Source organism: Aliidiomarina sp. (assembly GCF_047920995.1).
Lineage (GTDB): Bacteria > Pseudomonadota > Gammaproteobacteria > Enterobacterales > Alteromonadaceae > Aliidiomarina.
Map to the genome: position 1 here is coordinate 40258 of NZ_JBLRWZ010000014.1, position 19715 is coordinate 59972.

General features: G+C 46.9%; 19 protein-coding genes. 7 read left to right on the forward strand and 12 right to left on the reverse strand.

Annotated features, from left to right (window positions below; genetic code table 11):
• The first annotated feature begins 128 nt into the window (after positions 1-128).
• Positions 129-995 (forward strand): tetratricopeptide repeat protein, encoded by an 867-nt coding sequence (locus tag ACNA7P_RS05490; protein WP_416257611.1) that lies wholly within the window; start codon positions 129-131, stop codon positions 993-995.
• A gap of 127 nt (positions 996-1122) precedes the next feature.
• Here the strand turns inward: ACNA7P_RS05490 and ACNA7P_RS05495 are convergent, their stop codons facing one another.
• Positions 1123-2553: a YfcC family protein gene (locus ACNA7P_RS05495; protein WP_416257612.1), complete on the reverse strand. Its 1431-nt coding sequence runs from the start codon at positions 2551-2553 to the stop codon at positions 1123-1125.
• A gap of 174 nt (positions 2554-2727) precedes the next feature.
• Between ACNA7P_RS05495 and ACNA7P_RS05500 the strand changes: the two genes are divergently transcribed.
• The gene (locus ACNA7P_RS05500; protein WP_416257613.1) at positions 2728-3297 is read left to right on the forward strand and encodes a DUF1439 domain-containing protein; all 570 of its coding nucleotides are present in this window, start codon (positions 2728-2730) and stop codon (positions 3295-3297) included.
• A gap of 29 nt (positions 3298-3326) precedes the next feature.
• Here ACNA7P_RS05500 and ACNA7P_RS05505 read toward each other — a convergent pair whose 3' ends face one another.
• The 8 genes from ACNA7P_RS05505 to ACNA7P_RS05540 all read right to left on the reverse strand — a co-directional run bounded on the left by ACNA7P_RS05505 (position 3327) and on the right by ACNA7P_RS05540 (position 9117).
• Positions 3327-4130: a class I SAM-dependent methyltransferase gene (locus tag ACNA7P_RS05505; protein WP_416257614.1), complete on the reverse strand. Its 804-nt coding sequence runs from the start codon at positions 4128-4130 to the stop codon at positions 3327-3329.
• Positions 4127-4567 (reverse strand): GNAT family N-acetyltransferase, encoded by a 441-nt coding sequence (locus ACNA7P_RS05510; RefSeq protein WP_416257615.1) that lies wholly within the window; start codon positions 4565-4567, stop codon positions 4127-4129. The genes ACNA7P_RS05505 and ACNA7P_RS05510 overlap by 4 nt, the downstream gene beginning before the upstream one ends.
• 20 nt (positions 4568-4587) lie before the next feature.
• Positions 4588-5424, reverse strand: coding sequence for a Dam family site-specific DNA-(adenine-N6)-methyltransferase (locus tag ACNA7P_RS05515; RefSeq protein WP_416257616.1), 837 nt, complete (start codon positions 5422-5424; stop codon positions 4588-4590).
• 61 nt (positions 5425-5485) lie between these two features.
• Complete coding sequence (gene aroB, locus ACNA7P_RS05520) at positions 5486-6613, reverse strand: 3-dehydroquinate synthase (protein WP_416257628.1); 1128 nt, start codon at positions 6611-6613, stop codon at positions 5486-5488.
• A 2-nt stretch (positions 6614-6615) separates the two neighbouring features.
• Positions 6616-7134 carry a shikimate kinase AroK gene (gene aroK, locus ACNA7P_RS05525; RefSeq protein WP_416257617.1) on the reverse strand — a complete coding sequence of 173 codons (519 nt, stop codon included), beginning with the start codon at positions 7132-7134 and terminating at the stop codon, positions 6616-6618.
• A 104-nt stretch (positions 7135-7238) separates the two neighbouring features.
• Positions 7239-8033 carry a hypothetical protein gene (locus ACNA7P_RS05530; protein ID WP_416257618.1) on the reverse strand — a complete coding sequence of 265 codons (795 nt, stop codon included), beginning with the start codon at positions 8031-8033 and terminating at the stop codon, positions 7239-7241.
• A 17-nt stretch (positions 8034-8050) separates the two neighbouring features.
• On the reverse strand, positions 8051-8491 hold the full coding sequence (locus ACNA7P_RS05535; protein WP_416257619.1) for a hypothetical protein: 441 nt from the start codon (positions 8489-8491) through the stop codon (positions 8051-8053).
• Positions 8491-9117: a hypothetical protein gene (locus ACNA7P_RS05540; protein WP_416257620.1), complete on the reverse strand. Its 627-nt coding sequence runs from the start codon at positions 9115-9117 to the stop codon at positions 8491-8493. The genes ACNA7P_RS05535 and ACNA7P_RS05540 overlap by 1 nt, the downstream gene beginning before the upstream one ends.
• 118 nt (positions 9118-9235) lie before the next feature.
• On the opposite strand from ACNA7P_RS05540, the gene ACNA7P_RS05545 reads away from it, so the two are divergent.
• Entirely contained in the window at positions 9236-11812 is a 2577-nt protein-coding gene (locus tag ACNA7P_RS05545; protein ID WP_416257629.1) for a penicillin-binding protein 1A, read from the forward strand.
• On the opposite strand, the gene metL is transcribed toward ACNA7P_RS05545, so the two are convergent.
• Positions 11809-14253 (reverse strand): bifunctional aspartate kinase/homoserine dehydrogenase II, encoded by a 2445-nt coding sequence (gene metL / locus ACNA7P_RS05550; RefSeq protein WP_416257621.1) that lies wholly within the window; start codon positions 14251-14253, stop codon positions 11809-11811. The two genes, ACNA7P_RS05545 and metL, sit on opposite strands and share 4 nt — an antisense overlap.
• Positions 14254-14424: 171 nt before the next feature.
• On the opposite strand from metL, the gene metJ reads away from it, so the two are divergent.
• A complete protein-coding gene (gene metJ / locus ACNA7P_RS05555; protein ID WP_416257630.1) occupies positions 14425-14751 on the forward strand; it encodes a met regulon transcriptional regulator MetJ in 327 nt (108 codons plus the stop codon).
• Between the two features lie 75 nt (positions 14752-14826).
• Here metJ and ACNA7P_RS05560 read toward each other — a convergent pair whose 3' ends face one another.
• Together ACNA7P_RS05560 and ACNA7P_RS05565 are read right to left on the reverse strand one after the other, a co-directional pair.
• A complete protein-coding gene (locus tag ACNA7P_RS05560) occupies positions 14827-15282 on the reverse strand; it encodes a hypothetical protein (protein ID WP_416257622.1) in 456 nt (151 codons plus the stop codon).
• A gap of 23 nt (positions 15283-15305) precedes the next feature.
• Entirely contained in the window at positions 15306-16556 is a 1251-nt protein-coding gene (locus tag ACNA7P_RS05565; protein ID WP_416257623.1) for a malic enzyme-like NAD(P)-binding protein, read from the reverse strand.
• Between the two features lie 108 nt (positions 16557-16664).
• Between ACNA7P_RS05565 and ACNA7P_RS05570 the strand changes: the two genes are divergently transcribed.
• The 3 genes from ACNA7P_RS05570 (at position 16665) to ACNA7P_RS05580 (ending at position 19579) form a co-directional block, all read left to right on the forward strand.
• Complete coding sequence (locus tag ACNA7P_RS05570; RefSeq protein WP_416257624.1) at positions 16665-17648, forward strand: class I SAM-dependent methyltransferase; 984 nt, start codon at positions 16665-16667, stop codon at positions 17646-17648.
• A 258-nt stretch (positions 17649-17906) separates the two neighbouring features.
• On the forward strand, positions 17907-18734 hold the full coding sequence (locus ACNA7P_RS05575; RefSeq protein ID WP_416257625.1) for a DUF6689 family protein: 828 nt from the start codon (positions 17907-17909) through the stop codon (positions 18732-18734).
• Between the two features lie 11 nt (positions 18735-18745).
• Positions 18746-19579 carry an FHA domain-containing protein gene (locus tag ACNA7P_RS05580; protein ID WP_416257626.1) on the forward strand — a complete coding sequence of 278 codons (834 nt, stop codon included), beginning with the start codon at positions 18746-18748 and terminating at the stop codon, positions 19577-19579.
• Positions 19580-19715: the final 136 nt, after the last annotated feature.

The following is a 19715-nucleotide window of genomic DNA, read 5'->3' on the forward strand; positions in this document are numbered from 1 at the left end:
AGGTGGTAGCAATCGAGAGTTATACGAAAACCAAAAAGCTACGGAGTAAAGAGTAGTAAAGCTCTTAAGATGAATTATACCTGTAAGTATATGGGTTCTCCAAACTATCGTGAAAGAAGGGAACAACTATGAATATAAAGCAGCTTATATTAATCGCAGGGCTTCTGGCAGTGCAAGGCAGTGCGCAAGCTGCTGGCATTGAAAGTGAAGAGCAGTTAGAAAGCCTGAAGCGCGCGGCTCAGCACGGCTCTTCCGAGGCGATGATTATGCTTTCGGTAACTTATGCGAACGGCGAAGGCGTTGAGCCAGATGAAGTGATTGCCATGCGATGGATGCGTGAGGCGATTCGGAATCGTAATCCGCAAGCCTATTTTGTGAAATCACAATGGTTACGCAACGGGCACGTAGTTGATGCTGATCTTGAGCGTGCCGATTATTTTCTTGAGCGTGCAGTGGGAGCTGGGCATGCACCAGCGATGTACGAGAAAGCAGCGCGGAAATTGCGAGAGGATATGGCTGATCAAAACGCAATAGAGCTACTTGCTGGCGCGGCCGATACGGGTCACTTCGGGTCAATGTACTTGCTGGCGGGTTTGCTTGAAAATGGGATGGTGAGCGGTGAACCGGAAATAGAAAAAGCTGCGGCGCTGTATTCAACATTAGCCATTCGCAATTATCGCGATTCACGAGAGAAATTGCGCGCTTATGCACGGTTTTTTAGCCAGCAAAACACGGAAGCATCTGCGGAAATAGTTGCTAGTATCGAGAGCAGCTTAAACATGGAAGTAATTGAAATTCGTGGCGAGGCAGCATTTGCGAATACTCTTGCTCGGTTAACAGAAACAATGCGCCGGCCAACTACCGGCACGCGTATTCGTAGAGCACAAGATTGTGGTGTGCAAAGCTTAGGATGTCAGGTTGTGTTCGATCGCACGAACGGTGTTGATAGCCCCGCTGGTTCAGTTTCTGAGTTAATTTATGGTTATGGCCGTTAATTAAGGTTTAGTACACCAATTCTTGGTGCTCGTTACTGCTCGTTAAAGCATAAAAAACCTCTACCGGCGAAGCCTGTAGAGGTTTTTTGTTACGAAGTGCTAAATACTCGTTCTTTACTACCAGTGCTTAGCTTACGAGCTGAGCTGTAACCTCTGCTAAGTGATGATCGGCGCCATAACCGAATACCACTGCTAGTATTAATATAATGGTTGCAAACAACATAAGCTTACCAAGGAGCGGTAGGCAGAAACGGAACCAGCGATCATAAGGCACGCCGGCAATACCGATAATCCCCATGAGCACCGCATTGGTTGGTACAATCATATTTGAGAAGCCATCACCAAACTGGTAGGCCAATACCGCAACTTGGCGGGGCACGCCAACTAAATCACTGAGTGGCGCCATCAGCGGCATAGTTACAAATGCTTGCCCTGAACCAGAAGGTACAAACAAGTTCAGAATGGTTTGGATAATCAACATACCTACCGCAGAAATAGCAGCAGGAACATGAGATAGAGGCATAGCGAGGCCATTTACAATGCTATGTAGAATCTGGCCATCTTCGAGAATTAGTGCAATACCGCGGGCTACACCAATAAGTACGGCTGTGGTGGTTAAATCTTTTACGCCCTCAATAAAGCTATCGGCGGCTTCATCAAACTTCAAGCGGCCTAGCAGGGTGATGAGAATCCCCCAACCCACAAAACAAGCGCCCAGCTCGTATAAATACCAGCCATGCTGTGAGATACCATAAATAGCGATACCAATAGTAATCAGGAAGGTAAACAAAATTGAGCGATGGCGGCGATTAAGCGTTGGATATTCCGTTTTCTCCTTACCATCCAGTGGGCAAGGTAAATCGGCAACCAGCGATTGCTGCGGATCTGCCATTACTTTCTTCGCGTACTTCCACACATGGTGATAGGCGATAAGTACGAACGGTACAATAATAGCGAGGCGCAGCCATAATCCTGAATACGGTGGCACTTCTGCGATGCCCTGTGCAATCAGTACGGTGAATGGGTTAAATGCAGAAGCACCATAACCAACACCATAACCGGCTACTGTCATGCCCACGGCGGTCATGGCATCTAACCGCATCGCTTTACACAAGCCCACCAGAATTAATACAAATGGGATATACTCGCCGGCGGTACCAATGGCACCAGAGGCCAACGAGAACATAAAAATCACCATAAAAATTAATTTTTGCGGCGTTTCTTTGTTCTTCTCAAGTAGATTACCAATTAACGCATCTACGGTGCCGGTGCGGCGCGCAATCGCCAAAACACCACCTACAATAAACACGAAGAAGATAATATCCTGTGCGGCGGCAAAGGCGCGCGGTACTGCAGTAAGTAATTGCCATGGGGTAAGATACTGGCGCTCTTCTACTAACGTAAACGTGCCCGGAACAACTACTTCACGGTTTGCTTCGTTAAGAACAGTTTGGAAAAAGCCTTGTGGAACAATCCAAGTAGCAAACATTGCCACAATCATCATTGCAAATAGCAAGGTGAGCGTGTGCGGAACCTTAAACGGTTTCTTATTCTCCATACGGGTGCCTTTGTTGTTATATTTTCGAATCAGTTATTTAAACTATAAGCGAGTATATTCTAAGCTATCTGGCGCTAAGAATACCTGAACTGGCCTAGCCAACCAAGATTAACTTTGTTTCTAGTTATTTTGTGGGTATCGTTGTTACCAATGTTCTACTAAGGAATTACTGAAATGCGTAAAATTGTTCTCTCATTAAGCTTTGTTATCCCGGCAATTATTCTTGGCGCATGTGCGCAACTGGCAGAGCTCAGTAGCTACCGAATTACTGAACCAGAGTTAGAACGGATGATTGTGCGGCAGCTTGATCAGGCTCAGCAGGAAGTACGCATTATGGGGTTTGGTGTACCTTTAGAAGTAAATTCACTACAAGCTGAAATAGGCCCAGACGATACGGATCTAGTGCGTTTGGCAGGTGATTTTAGCTTGGCTTTTGAAGTGTTTGGGCGCAAATACCCGGTGCAACTCACCTTGGGGGTTGAAGGGGCGCCCATGTATGATGGTGAAGAGAAAGCCATTTACGTGCGGCGTTTAAATATTATTAATTCGAGCGTTAACGCGGCGGGCTTCAGTGGCAGTTTGAACGCCATTGATCAGCAGGTACTGGATATTCTAGATGAGTATTTAGCGCAACAGCCGGTATATCGGTTAAACCCAGAAGATCGCACGCAAAACCTACTTATGCAGGTTCCTTTATCACTTACCGTTGAAAGTGGCGCGTTGCGTATTTCGCCATCGCGCTGAGAGGATGGCCAGCTTAATTGAAAGCGGCGCTATGCAGTTGTTCTCGGGTAAGCCTGCTTAATATAAACATCAAAGCGATGTTTTTTACTGGCGATTTGGCTACTTGGGGTTTGCCCAGCAAGAAATGGTGCGCGTGCTGGGCGTTTCACTACCACCCGGCAGCTTGCAACTGCTAATGCAGCCGGTAACAGGCTATCGGCATCTAAATCAGCGCCCACCAAATGTTGTAAAATTTGCATTTCTTTTTTAACCGCAGCTGATTTTTCTTTCTCTGGAAACATCGGATCTAAATAGATAGTGTGCGGTGCAATGGCAAGTAGTTGCTCCTGAATATCGGCGGCATTTAACAAACTTCCCGGCGGCAGCATATGCACTCGGTGGCAACTCCAGTGCTCGGCGTGCCCCTGCTCTAGATGGAATTGTTGTAGATGTACAATGGCGTGTTCTAATAAAGCGTGAATGGCAGGATTTCGCTCTAGTAACCATACCTCGCAGCCTGCGTGCGCAAGCATGAGGCCATCACGGCCAAGCCCTGCGGTAGCATCAATTACCCGTGGGCGAAAGCCTTTGCCTAGGCCCACTGCCCTAACTACCGCTTCTTGTTTACCGCCGCCAAGTTGTTGCCGCCAAGCTTGCTTACCGCGGGTGTAATCAAGGGTTAATGGTTGGTATTCAGGCTTACTGCGCCAGCGTAACTGTAATCCTTCGCGGGTGAGCTCCAGCAGAAAATCAGCACCGGTATCAGTGGCGGGCAACTGATACTCGCTTGCTAACGCTGCAGCTGCAGCCTGTAGCTCCGGTTCAGCTGCTAGTAATGGCACTGGAAAGCTCACTTGCGGTATTCCATGAGCTTATGAGGGATATCGTCTTCTAGATATTCTTCGCCAATGGGCACAAAGCCCAGCGAACCATAAAACTCAAGTAGGTAGGTTTGCGCATTCAATTCGATTGGCTGGTTTGGAGCGCGTGCCAGAATCTCGGTTACCGCCCGCTCCATGAGCTCACGGCCATAGCTTTTACCCCGGCCGCGTTGGTGTACCACAACTCGGCCAATTTCTGAGGTTTCATCACCAGGGCAATGTAAGCGGGCATAAGCCACTAAACCTTCGTTATCAAAGCCACATAAATGCAGCCAGTTTGCATCGGTACCATCGATATCGTGGTACGGACAATTCTGCTCTACGATAAAAATATCTTGCCGTAGCTTAAAGATGTCGTGAACTTGGCGGCCATTCAATTCTGCAAAGGTACTTGTGGTGAAGTGCAGCATGCATTCCCTCCGTAGCGCAATTATTTTGCTTGGGCAATTAACGTGGGGGCGAAATAAGCTAACAGTTCACCCACCTTTTTACGATTAGCTCCATTTTGGCTGATAAAGCGGTGTACCTGCAAGGTTGTTAACTCAGCTGCTTCATAAAATAGCCGCGCCGTTTCGGTATCATGATTGCTGATCAACACGGGAATTCCGCGCTTTTTTGCCGCTTGAATGGATTTTTGCGCTAGTAACAATTGTTCATCAAGCCCAAAACCATTGCCCGAGTAGCTCGTGAAATTCGCTGTTGGGCTGAGCGGAAGATAGGGCGGATCACAATACACTACATGGCCTCGGCGAGCGCGGCGAAAGCTATTTTGAAAAGGCTCGCAGGTGAAGGTTGCTTTTTTGGCTTTCTCAGCAAAGAACTCAAGCTCAGCGGCAGGAAAATACGGTGCACGGTAACGGCCAAAGGGCACATTGAACAAGCCACGGGAGTTATAGCGGCAGAGGCCGTTATAACCATGCCGATTCAAATACAGAAATAGTAATGAACGTTCGTAGGTATCGGTACTGGCGTTAAATGCTTTGCGCAGCGCGTAATAGGCTTGTTCTTCGTTATTGCTAGGCACAAATAATTTACGAGCATCTTCAATGTAGGTTTTCGGCCGGCGCTTTAAAAATTTGTAGAGGTTTATTAAATCGGCGTTGATGTCGTTTAATAAATACTTATCGTAATCCGTATTCAAAAACACCGAGCCCGCACCCACAAAGGGTTCAATTAGCTTATCGCCAGCCGGCAGTAACTGCCGAATGGGTTCAACTAATGTGTATTTTCCACCTGCCCATTTCAGGAACGCGCGCTGCTTTTTCATATTATTATTTGTGGTTAACTAGTGCAGTGAGTGTATCGTGAAAGCCGCGAAAAGGCATTGTTTAGAGCGATTCAATAACAGCAACTAGCGCATCGCTCGAGATATCGCTGAAAATACTGGCTCGGCCTAAACCGGTAGGAAGAATAAAACGCAATTTACCGTGCTTCACTTTTTTATCGCGAGCCATAAGTTCTAGCCATTCGCTGTTACTGATGTTCTTCGGTGGATACTTCGGTAATCCGGCGGCATCAATAAGCTGTTCGATACGAGTGGCATCGCTGCTAGCAAGATATCCCTGCTGCACTGCTAAATATGCGGCCATGATCATACCCACGGCAACTGCTTCACCATGCAACCAAGTTTTATAATGGGTTGCCGCTTCAATTGCATGGCCAAACGTGTGGCCCAAGTTAAGTAACGCACGAACACCTTGCTCGGTTTCATCGGCAGCTACAATTCTTGCCTTCAGTTCACAACTTTTGGTAATGGCGTAGATGAGCGCTTCCGCGTCGCGGCTGAGTAGCAGCGGCATGTTTTCTTCTAGCCAAGCAAAGAAATCTGCATCAGCCATAACGCCATATTTGATCACTTCGGCTAACCCTGCTTTGAATTCACGAGCAGGAAGTGTAGCGAGGGAATCAATATCAATAATTACTGCAGCAGGCTGGTGAAACGCGCCAATTAAGTTTTTGCCACTAGGGTGATTTACAGCCGTTTTTCCACCTACCGACGAATCAACTTGCGCCAGCAGTGTGGTGGGGATTTGCAGAAACGGCACGCCACGTTGCCATGTAGCGGCTACGAAGCCGGCCATATCGCCAACAACGCCACCACCCAAAGCAATAATGGTGCAATCGCGATTAAAGCGGTGCTTCACCAGTACGTCCATAATCTCGCTGTAAATCGTGAGATTTTTAAACGTTTCCCCATCGGGAATCAGCGCTTGCTGAATGTGTTCACGCTCAATACCAGCAGCGGTTAAGTTGGCGATAAGAGTGGCTAAATAGTGCTCTGCAATTGTGTTATTACTAACAATTAAGATTTGTTTGCCAGCACTTGGCAGCACGTTATTAAAAATATCGGCTACTGCAGTGCTGATTAGGCCGCTGCCTACAAAAATTGGATAACTACGGGCGCCATGCGCGGGTGCACCAAGGGATACAGTTAAACTCTGCGTTGGTGCACTCATCATTATAACCCCAGCTTCTCAATAATTTCGTTGGCAACCACTTTGGCACTTTGTTCGTTCGTTTGAATCACAATATCAGCAATTTCCTCGTACAGAGGGTCACGCTCTTCGGCAAGGTTTTCCAGCACTTCTCGCGGGTTATCTGCGTTCGCGATTAACGGCCGGCGTTTATCTCGTTGGGTACGTGCTACTTGCTTGTCAATATTGGTTTGCAGGTATACAACAACACCACGTGCCGCAAGTTTGCTGCGGTTTTCTTTACTCAGTATCGAGCCACCACCAGTAGCCAACACAATGCCGTTATGTTCAGTAAGCTCACTGATCATTTTTTCTTCACGATCACGAAATCCTTCTTCCCCTTCTAATTCAAATACCCAGCTAATATCGGCACCGGTGCGGCGCTCAATTTCAGTATCGGAATCAAAGAACTCTAGATGAAGAGCGCTAGCGAGTTGTCGCCCAATGGTGCTTTTACCTGCCCCCATAGGGCCAATCAGAAAAATGTTACGCTTGTCAGCCATAGCTTCGGTACATCACTTCTATAAATACTATTACGAATTAACGAGTGTGGATTCACCCCTGTGCCCCAGAAAAAAAGACAGGCGATTATCGCAATTTGTACCTCTCATGGCAACCAACGTAAGTATTGTTGTGTTGGGATGTTGAGCTGAAGCGTGCTGGGTGCGCACTCACTTTTGAGTGGTTTAGCCGAGGGTAATTCTGTATCCGTATTTTTGTGATGGTGCGCAATTACCAAACTACCCTCGCCAATGTACTGAATAATCAACGCATAAGGCGGAATCGCTGCGCCCACACTAAGCCATCGTGTGGTGTGATTATTGTAGTGCAGCAAAGCTTCTTGGTTGCGTATCGCTACTATTGAAAAATCTTCAGGAAAACGATGCCAGCAAGGCTCAGAAATCGGCACCTCTGCAGCTTTTGGGGTATGCGATAGAGCTGGAAAGGGGTTTTGTGGAGCCGAAGTGAACTCTGCAGCCTGCATACTCAACTGCTGCAGGTGCAATATAAGTTCAATGTGTTGGGGCTGCCATTGCCAACGTTTATAAGTTGGCGCCCAATTGATACCGGCCAGTTGTTGCAGCCAGTTTGCTAATTCGGCGAAATCTCCATGCAGGGTAAGTTGCACTAAACTTCCTTCGCGGCTAAAGGCTTTTAAATGAATGTTATGGGGTATTGTTGGTAATTCAGCATAAGTTGCTAAACGCACTTCTTCGCTAGGTACAGAAAGTTGTGCTTTAGCGCTTGCCAAGCTATGTTGCAATGCTGTTCGCTGCTGCCACTCCTGGCCTATGCCTAGCTTGTAAACAGCCGTAACAACAAGCGTAGCGCCCAGAAAAAGTATGCTTCGGCGCTGTAGTTTAGAAAGTACTAATAATCGATCGAAATAATGTATTTGCATAACTTTGGTTATTCTATTTATTGCAATGTGAGTTGTAGGTTTACTTGCCAATCATCACCATGCGAATGCAAACGTACCTTGCTTAACTGCCAGTTTCGAAATTGCCATTGATTAAAGCGATGAGCGCTTGCTGAATTCTGCACCACAAAATGAACACTTGCTTGGCTACCGGTGATTTCGATATCCGTTAACTCTGCGGCAGGAACCAGAGCAAGTTGCACTGCAATATCTTGCAACAGGTTCAACTGAGCGGCCACACGATGCGTTTCGAGAATCGGCTGAGGCGTATTAGCCCGCGCAATCGTTTGCTGTTGATTATGGCTAAGCGCAGGCGGTAGCTGCCACCAAAGCCATAGCATGGTGATGCCTGCAACAGCGGCTACTACCGTAATTTCAATGGCCATTTGTTTGCGTTTTGCCTGCAAACGCTGCGCAAATGGCCTAATGAAGTTCGCCATTAATACAGGCTTTCCGCGTTCATAACGCCATAAATAACGGCGGCAATGGCCGCGCATAAGGCTGGTTGCGGTGCATTACAAGTTCCACTGCTGGTTTGCTGTTGTTGGCGATTTGCCAGTGTTTCGGCTTGCTTTAAATGCTCGGGTAAGCAGGAGATCGGCACCCAACTTTCTAACAGATTTCGCATATCAAAGGTTAGAAACTCGCGAATCATCGCAACGCTTTGTTTTGCCGTTACGTAAATTTCATATTCGCTATCATTGTCATCACTCCACAATTCCCACTGTAAGGTTTCGTGATTGGGAATTTCTTTGAATTTTTGCTCGGCGTGAGCAAGAACATCATCGTAGTTGTAGCCCGCAGGCAACATAAGCGGAATGCTGCGAACTTCTGTGCTGCAGCCATGCCAAAAGATAGGGAATTGGCGTGCATCAAACTCGGCGCAATCTAGCTGTGGGTTATCATCCATATTAACTTGTGCGCAATGCACCAGTTGCCAGCGCTCGGGGTTATCACTCGGTGTATCAAGCAACACAATGGTAAGGGTACTTCCTTGTAAATGCATACCGCCGGTAATGTTTGTGTAAATTGTTGGTAATGTGGGTAATTTAATCTGTAAAAACATATCTGCACTATCCTTGTGGCTGTTAAGATGAACGATCAGTATTTGCTAACAGTTAAATTTAGCTGAAAATTCGCCTATAATGGGCAGCTTATAACGACGCAATGGCGGAATTTTTGTGATTCGATTTTTAAAATATTTTCTACTCACCATAATTGCGGTTGGTATGCTTGGCGTTGCCTCAGTGGCCGGGCTGTATTTATACGTAAAGGATGAGTTGCCAAGCGTAGATACCCTTCAAGATGTGCGCTTTCAAACCCCGATGCAAGTGTATACCGCTGATGGCAGATTGATGTCGCAATTCGGTGAGCAGCGCCGTATTCCGCTTACCCTCGATGAAATCCCGCAAGAGATGATTGATGCAATTTTGGCTACCGAAGATTCGCGCTTCTATAGCCACCGAGGTGTAGATCCCATTGGCGTAATGCGTGCCTTCCGCGTATTAGTAAGTACTGGCGAAATTCGCGAAGGTGCCAGTACGATTACCATGCAGCTTGCGCGAAATTTCTTCCTTACCCGAGAACGGGCCTGGATGCGGAAGATAAAGGAAGCTTTTATCGCTTTACACATTGAACAACTGTTGAGCAAAGAAGAAATCCTTGAACTGTATCTGAATAAACTTGAGCTGGGGCATCGTGCGTTCGGTGTGGGCGCGGCTGCGCAAGTGTATTATGGCCGTGATATCCATGAGCTTACGTTAGCGGAAATTGCTACATTGGCAGGCATGCCGCAAGGCCCTTCAATTTTAAACCCTATTTCTAACCCGGCGGCATCTGTGCAGCGTCGGCGCATCGTGCTAACGCGGATGCTCGATGAGGGGTACATTACTCGAGACCAATTTGAAGCTGCTACGCTGGCGCCAGTAACGGCTCGTTATCACACTGCAGAACTAGAGCTAAACGCGCCATATTTAGCGGAAATGGTGCGCCAAGAAATGATCGAACGCTTCGGTTTAGATGACGCATATAATGGCGGTTATAAAGTATTCACCACGGTGAACTCTGAAGTTCAGCTAGCAGCGGAAGATGCGCTGCGAGAGAACCTGCACGCCTATGATGAGCGGCACGGATATCGAGGCCCAGAAATGCGCTTGTGGGGCGTAGATCCTGAGCAGTACTTTCAGGCGCAAAGCAGCAGAGTGCAGCAACTTCCTGATGAGCGTACGTTAGCAACCATGATTGAGCTCGGTGGACAGGCATGGCCAGATGGTGAAATTATTGCCTATCTACAGCGGCAACCTCGCTTTGGCCGTTTACAGCATGCCGTGGTAATGGATGTTGGCGAACAATCGGTTACGGTGATGTTGCGTTCTGGCTCGCGAACAACGATTGCATGGAAGAATCTAGATTGGGCCCGCGCGTATATTGATGCAGAGCGGCAAGGGCGCGCACCACAAACGGCTGGCGATATCCTCAATGTTGGTGATCATATTATCGTGCGGCCATTTGATGAGGCATATCGTTTAGCGCAGATGCCTGCACCTAGCTCGGCAATTGTGGCGCTGAATCCGAACAATGGCAGCATACAAAGTATTGTGGGTGGGTATAGCTTTAATCATAGCCAGTTTAATCGTGCAACCCAGGCCAAACGGCAAGTGGGCTCTACTATTAAACCCTTTATTTACGCCGCAGCGCTAGACCACAATTTCACCTTAGCCACGTTGGTAAATGACGCGCCGATAACACAATGGAATCCAGGTTCAGGTTCGGCATGGCGGCCGCGAAATTCGCCGGAAGTTTATGATGGGCCAATTCGCCTTCGGGAAGCTCTTGCACGTTCTAAAAACGTGGTGTCGGTGCGTTTAATTCGCGAGTTAGGTGTAAATGAAACCGCCGATTACCTTGAGCGGTTTGGCTTTTTAGCAAACGATGTACAACGCAATGAATCGTTATCACTCGGAGCGGCTTCATTTACCCCATTAGAAATGGCTCGTGGCTTTGCCGTATTTGCCAATGGCGGCTACTTAGTTACGCCGCATTTTATTGATCGAATTGAAGATTCAGATGGCAACATTGTGTTTCAGGCAAGCCCTACCTACGCCTGCGCACGTTGCGCGGCTGAAGAAGCTGGCGTGGAATTTAGTAACGATGATGATGTGAATGCGGCAATTTTAAGTGAGTGGTCGCAAGCACCGCAGGTAATTCCAGAACAAGTAGCTTATTTAGTGGCTGAAGCATTGCAATCAGCGATTTGGGGCGGCGGTAGTTGGGCACACCAAACTGGCTGGAACGGCACCGGTTGGCGCGCGCAATCGTTACGTAACCGCAACTTGGCCGGCAAAACAGGTACCACGAACGATGTTCGAGATACTTGGTTTGTAGGCTTTACTCGCGGCACTGTAGCCGCTACTTGGGTGGGTTTCGATAATCTTGAGTTCGCCCTAGGCCGCTCTAGCTTGAATAGTAATTTAGGCCGGCAACGGCAGCCGATTGTTGGCTCAGAAGCGGGTGCTACTACTGCATTACCAGGATGGGTGCGCTACATGGAAACAGCGCTACAACATGTAAGTAGCCCAGCCTTTGCATTGCCTGAAAATATGGTGTCTGTGCGTATCGATCAGCCTAGCGGTAAGCTTACTAATCGTAACGATCATACCAGTATGTTTGAGTACTTTATTCGCGGCACTGAACCTACAGATTTCGCAGATTCAACTCGGCGTACACCAGAGATATTTGAAGACGAGGAGCGGTTATTTTAACGCTCGGCTACAGCAAGTTTGGCGAGTAATTGATGTAAATCAGATTGCACTCCACCAGCAGTAACTTTGCGGCCCGCGCCAGGGCCGCTAATTACCAACGGCATATCGTGGTACCACTCACTGTAGATTACAAAGATATTCTCGCCTGGAATGAGGTTAGTAAGCATATCTTCTACAGAAATGTACTCGATACCAACCCGTGCATGGCTGCGCCCTTCCGTAATTGAGAAACTCGCCATTAAGCGTGGCACTTTGCGCTCTTGTTGCGCCTCTTCCCATAATGCTTGCATGGGGGCGTTAAGCTCATTCAACCGTTGCATAAACGCCGCAACGGGCAAGTTTTGTAAGTGCTCAGGCACTAAGCCATTAATTTCAATATCATCCCAATCTAAGCTGGCGCCAATTTCCCGCGCCACAATCAGCAGTTTCCGAACGATATCATGGCAGGATAAATCTTCCCGCGGATCTGGCTCGGTGAAACCTTCAGCTTTAGCTTGCAGCACTAAATCACTGAATTTCACTTGGCCATCGAAGTTTTCAAATAACCAACTCATGGTGCCAGAGAAAATTCCGGAAATACTGCGAATATTATCACCGCTGCGAATCAAATCATTGAGCGCATAATTTAGCGGTAGGCCAGCGCCAACCGTGGTGTTGTATAGCCACTCACGTTTATATTCGTGTTGGATGGTACGAATTTCTCGATACAGCGATTCCTCTGCCGAACCTGCACGCTTATTGGCACTAATAATATGCATGCCGTTGGCGAAGAAGCTTGGGTAGAGTTGCGCAATGGTACCGGAATCGGTTAAATCCATTAAGATAAGCTCATCACAAGGGGCATTCGGTAGCTCCCGCAATAACTCAGTAAGTAGATAAGGGCGTGCTAGGCGAGCAAAAGTTTCATGCCAATCTTGTAAATCAACACCGCTGTAATCAAGCCATAAACGCTTTGAGTTGGCGATACCCAGCACCCGCACATCCACGTTCTCATTCATACGATCAAGCTGCTGGCGGTACAAATCCAGCCACTCACTACCGATGTTGCCGCAGCCAAATACTAAAATCCCTACGCTCCGGCGGAAGTTAAAGAGCTGGCTATGCAAGCGGTTAAATAAGCGGTTATCGAGTTTCTGGCCCAGTATCGCGATTGCCGAGGTTTTGTTCTCTGCCACAATGAATCGGCGCAGTTCTTGCTCACCCACTTCCCGGCGCAATACAGCAAACTGCTTAGTTTCTTGAATTCGCGCGCCTACTAGCGCCACCATGCTGTAGCCACTTACCTCATGTACATGATGTTCTGCATCGTTTTGTGCTACCCAATTACGGATATAATCTAAATGGTTTTGGTGAAAGGCATAGAAGCGCTCGCTGGTGCTTTCTTCATCCCAGGTTACTAGTGGTTGCAGTTGGTTGCCTGCAAAACGTGAAATGAGGCCCGCATGTTGTAAACCAATACTAAATAACGCCACATCGGCCAGCGAGGTAAGTACTTTGCCTTGCGCCTCGGTGTAATCATACTGGCCAATTCGTGTTTGCTGGCTTTCAACTTTCAAGCTTGAGCGCACACTAATTACCATGCGCTCGCGATTTACAGGTTGAAAGGTACGCGGGTGCAACACAGGGCTGCCAAGGCGAGCAAGCTCTTCAGCTTCGCTCCAATCTAACGAAGGTAGGCTCACCACGCGCTCAACTTTACGCGGATCTGCAGAATAAACGCCGGCTACATCCTTCCAAATAGTGGTTTGGCGGCTATCAATAAGGCTAGCAATTAAAGTTGCTGAATAATCCGAGCCATTTCTTCCGAGTAACAAAGTGCGGCCACTACCACTTTCACTGCAGATAAAGCCGGTAACAATAAAACGTGTGCCAGGATAAGGGCCTAACCGGGCGAGCAACTTTTCGCGCGAGGCTGCACTATCAATTACTGGTTCGGCGGCATCCGTTGCTTCTAAAAAAGTGCGCGCGTCTATGTAATCGGCACGTGAACCTTGCTTTTGTAACAATGCGGCCAGCAATCGTGAACTCCAAAGTTCGCCATAGGCACATAGCTCAGCACGGTCAATATCTTCCTCGCCAACTAGCCAACGCTGCCAGCGCTGAAAATCGGCTTCTGAATCTGCTAATAGTTGGTTCAATGAGCGCCCAGTTAACAGTTCTTCAATTAGCCCCTGCTGATAACGCTTTAGTGAAGAAAAGAGCGTTGCCGCATAATCGGGCTGGCTCTCTCGTGCTTCCGCGATGGCTATAATGCGGTTGGTGGTATCACCGGCAGCGGAAACAACCACTAAATCACTTACGCCAGCGTGCTCAGTTACGATACGGGCTACCCGCCGATAACAATAAGCGTCGGCGAGGCTACTACCGCCGAACTTATGCACGTGAATTTCATCGGCAATAGCACGAATGCGTTCTGGCGTAGGAGATTGAAGTGTATTCATGCGAACAGCTAGTAGCCTCACTAAATGAATTGAATTGTATACATCATAACGAAAACTTCCTTTAAATAGAAGTTTAGATGGCTAAATAGATTAAAAAAGGGCATAATATAGAACATTACCGCATAATAACGTTTTTCTAGCAGCTACGAACCCTATTTACCGGAGGTTTTCATTATGGATTGGGATGGCGAATACATTTACCCGTACGCGGAACACGGCAAAAAGAGTACGCAGGTAAAAAAGATCACCGTATCAATTCCGGTAAAAGTACTTAAAGTGCTCACCGATGAGCGTACCCGCCGGCAAGTAGCCAACTTGCGCCATGCTACCAATAGTGAATTGCTGTGCGAAGCATTCCTCCATGCATTCACCGGGCAGCCACTGCCGGATGATCATGATTTACGCAAAGACAACCCACATAAAATCCCGCAAGCGGTGCGAGAATACCTTGATGCGCATGGCATCCCCTATTCTGAAGATGATTTATGTGATGAATAACTAGCTGCGTAAGCAATAAAAAACCAGAGCATATGCTCTGGTTTTTGCTGTTACGGCAACACTTGCTACCGCCAGTTATTGATAGCTCAAATGGCCTACCTGCACACGTTTAAACAATCCTGTTCCAGCGAAAGCTTCCGCCACTAAGCGGTAATTTACATCTAAGCCGCGCGGCTCTACCCATAAACGATGGCCTGTTACACCAAAACGTACGGGCTGGTTGAGTGCTCGGCGCAAATGCCGCTCTGCCTCTAATAAAATCTCTGGTTTATCATCGGAACGGCTGCCCCCGGCCACAAACTCACGATGAGCTTTGCTAAGCGCTTCATCATACCACTCAATATCAATTGGCCCGGAGTGCCGCATTGGCATGCTGGTGTCATCTGGAAATGGCCGCAAAATAGTTGGGTTATAATTAATTTCCACGCGGGCGCCGTTTTCATCGGGAGCCGATTGGCAAGCGCTTAACGCAACTACGGTAGCCAGTAATACGCTCATGGTTAGCAAACGCTTCATGCTTGATATAAACATCGTGTTGCCCTCAAATAGTGTACCTAAGAACGATCTTCCATATAGTTGGCAGGTAAATCAATCCTTGCCACACCTGATGCAACGGCGGCTAACGCCACTGCGCGTGCTACTCGCCCACATAATCTTGGGTCCATCGGTTTTGGTATAATATATTTTCTGCCAAATTCAAGTGTATCAATACCTGCAGCAGTAAGAACCACTTCAGGCACTGGCTCTTTTGCTAACGAGCGAATGGCATTTACAGCCGCTAGCTTCATTTCATCATTAATCGCGCTAGCGCGAACATCAAGTGCGCCACGGAAAATAAATGGAAAACACAGCACGTTATTTACTTGGTTTGGATAATCAGAGCGGCCTGTGGCCATAATTAAATCATCGCGCGCTGCATTCGCGATATCCGGATCTATTTCTGGATCTGGATTTGAGCAGGCAAACACTACCGGGTTCTCTGCCATTAATGCCAAATCGTCTGCACCAAGTAAGTTGGGGCCAGATACACCTACAAATACATCGGCGCCGTTAATTACTTCTTGTAGCGTGCGCTTATCCGTGTTGTTGGCAAATAATTGTTTATATTCATTTAAATCGGTACGGCGAGTATGAATTACACCTTTAGAATCGAGCATGTAGATGTGCTCACGCTGAGCGCCGCACTTAATCAACAGCTCCATACAAGCAATGGCAGCTGCCCCGGCCCCTAAACACACAATTTGTACATCTTTGATGTTTTTACCTTGAATTTCGAGGGCGTTTAATAAACCAGCTGCCGTTACAATGGCCGTACCATGCTGATCATCATGGAATACTGGAATATCGCAACGCTCGATCAGTGCTTGTTCAATCTCAAAGCACTCTGGAGCTTTAATATCTTCTAAATTGATACCGCCAAACGTACCCGCAATGTTGGCAACGGTATTGATAAAATCTTGCGTTGTGCGGTGGGTTACTTCGATATCAATAGAATCTAGGCCGGCAAAGCGCTTAAACAATAAAGCTTTGCCTTCCATAACCGGCTTTGAGGCACTCGGCCCTAGGTTACCAAGCCCTAAAATCGCAGTGCCATTACTAATCACCGCAACGAGGTTGCCTTTCGCAGTGTAACGATATACATCTTCAGGATTCTCAGCAATTGCCCGAACCGGTTCGGCTACACCAGGGCTATATGCGAGAGCTAAATCACGCGCGGTTTCCGCTGGCTTAGTAAGTTCAATACTAATTTTGCCGGGCGTGGGAAGAGCATGGTAATCCAGAGCTTGCTGACGAAAGTCGGTCATTTTATTAAATTCCGTTAGTGTATTTCGTGTAAGTGGCAGGTTAAGCTATCCAGCAGTGTAAAGCGAATTCGGCAAGAAACAAATCTTACCTTTAAAGAGAATAATAATATGAAGCATTGGAACAACCATTGGCAGTACTCTAAAACTCTAAGCAGCTTTGCTGCAGGCGATAAAGATCCAAGCTATCAGCCGGAATTAACCGCATTATGGGAACAAGAATTAAGTGAATTCCCCAAACAAGCAACTATTGTTGATCTTGCCTGTGGTAATGGTGCACTTGCTGCAGTAGTAGCCGCATATGCCAAAAAACATGGCAAAGATTGGCAGATACAGGGTATAGATAGCGCCGAGATTAATCCCGAAGCCGCACTGAAAGATAAGCCAGAGCTTGCCCAACGTGTGCAAAATGTGCAATTTCACGGCAATACCGATATGGCTAAACTACCCTTTGCCGATGAATCGGTGGATTGTGTATTAAGCCAATTCGGCCTTGAGTACGGTGATACCGCTGCGGCAACCAAAGAAATACTGCGAGTTTTAAAGCCTGGCGGCAAGTTTGTTGCGATAGCGCAGAACAAGCGTGCGCAATTAGTAAAAGAAGCCAGCCAAGGTGTAGAGATTTTTGAGCATATCTTAAATCGCACGCCGTTATTTTTGCAGGCCGATCTATTTTTACGTTTAGCGGCCATGCAGCTTGAAAAAATGACCTTTGCAGAATGGCAGCAAAACCAAGCTTGTTTGGCATCAAAGCGCACTACTGAATGGATTATGCAGCAGCTACAAGAAAAATATAACAAGCCTGAAGATCGGGTGTGGCTAAATGAAATTTTTGGCCGTGTGCTGGAATTAATTAACTACGCAGACACTACAGAGAAAGCCACCCAGGCGGCAGAATATTTAATGATTTCGTTTAATATGCTGCAAGATCATCAGCAGCGGTTGGTTAGCCACGGCGAAGCCGCGTTAACTGCCGCAAGTGCGAAGAAAATCAGTAAAGGCTTTAGCCAAGCGCAGGCCACAAGTGAACTGAGTGAATTTAATGCCAACGAACAGCTGTTTGCTTGGCTATTAAAAGCGCAAAAACCGCTGTAAGTACTCATAATCCACCTTAATTATGCACTTAAGGTCGCGAAATGTACCGAAAAGAGCCCAAGATGGGCTCTTTTGCAATAAATAGAGGGTAAACCCCTATATCTAATCCGCAAATCTCTTGCCATTATCTCGCCATAAATCTTTACATTCCATTTACATTTTTACCTAAGTGATATTACTCGTTGTTTGAGTTTTTTGCTTAAAACAGATCCACACCACATTTGGTTCGGTATTTTGGTTACATAGAGGAACAAGACAATGTTAAAAAAACTCGTAAGCTTTACTTTTGCTGCTGCGTTGCTCATTCAACCACTAGCAATGCAACAAGCGTATGCAAATGAGATTAAGTTTGCTGAAAATCGGATTTCTGCTGATGTTGTGCTTGATAACGGCATGGATTTGCAACTTTCAATTCGTTTCCCGCATGCTATTGGTCTTAGTGAAAGTAACGTAAAAGTTAGTATTCGTGCGTTAGATCCAAATGACCCACAAATTACTCACCGCTTGCCTGATAGCTATCAGATGTCTGCGGTTAACAGTTTTCCAGTATTAATTTCTGTACAACCACGCCAAGATCGGGGTTTCTCGTTCAGCGGTGAAGCAGAAATTGAACTCTACACGCAAAGCATTCAGTATGCAGATAACATTCGTTTATTCCGTTCGCATGCTGGTGGTCAGTTCGAAGACATCACTACGTTAACCGCGGCAGGCTCTTTGCGAGCTCGTGGTTCTACCGGCCACTTCTCAGATTTTATCTTGTTGGTTGATAACCGTGATCAAGATGTGATTGCTGCTGCCAAAGCTCGTGATTTAGCACATTATCTGTATAGCCATGTATTTAGCATGGAAGATCAATTTGGTGCAGAAATCCAAGCGTTAAGCCGCAATATTAATGATCATGTTCAGCAAGGCCGCTATCGTTCAGCTGCGTCTAACTTGAACAATATGTTGCGCAAATTAGAAACAGCCAATGATGCAACAATGCCGGGTGTTTGGCGTTCAACGGGTGATTTGGAAAACGTGCAAGGTGAACTCCTAACTAAGGGTCGTAGTTTACGCTTCACCCTCGCAAGTTCACTTCTCTAGGGGTTAGTTATATGCCATTACGTTTACAGCTCTTTTATCCTGAAAAACCGGCTCAAAGCCATGTATTATTCGAAGGTAAAGAGTACTTAATGGGCCGCTCGGAAGATTGTGATGTGATTCTCAAAGGGCATGAAGTATCGCGGTATCATGCCCGCATTAGCCATAGCAATGGGGTTTGGGAGTTGCATGATCACAACAGCCAAAATGGTTGCTTTGCCAATGGCAAACGCGTTAGTTCGGTTGCGTTGTCGCGACATGCTGAGCTTACCATTGGCGGCATTAAGTGCCGCCTTGAGCACGTACAGCATCGGCAAATTACCGCGGAAAGTAGTTTTCGCCAATGGCGAAAGCAATACTTAAATTTGGCCGCAGAGCAAATGTTTCAAGAAACAGCACTGAATAGTTTATTAAAATCAGCCACAGAAACTTTGGTCACTATTTTATCAAGCGATCGCGCTGCGGTTATTTTCCTTGATGACGATGGCGATATTAGCGAATGTTCTGGTTTTCCAAGTTGGATGTGCGGTGAATCCTTTACTGGTAGTCGCACTGCGATAGCTCAGGCAATTGCAACTGGTGAGCCGGTGATTTTATCATCGATTACCGACAATCCACTGCTTGCAGAAGCTGCAAGTATTGTGCGCAATTCAATTCAAGCGTTGCTCTGCTTCCCTATTGTCTATAAACGTGAAGTGGTTGCCGTGTTGTATGCCGATAGCGCGGTTGCCCAGCGCGCATTCTTGGATACAGATTTGGTAATTGTTCGTGCGTTTGCGAGGCAGCTTTCTATGGCTTTGCAGATTCAAGATATCGAACAACGCCTGCAGCAATTACAAGTTGTTTAAATTATTTAACAAATTTCGCTCTTTGGGTTTTGCATATACAACCCAGAGAGCGGTATCCTAAGAATAATAAAATTAGGATACTCGCGGAGAAAATTTGTGAAATCCAGCCCTGGCTCGGAACCTGTTACGCCGAACC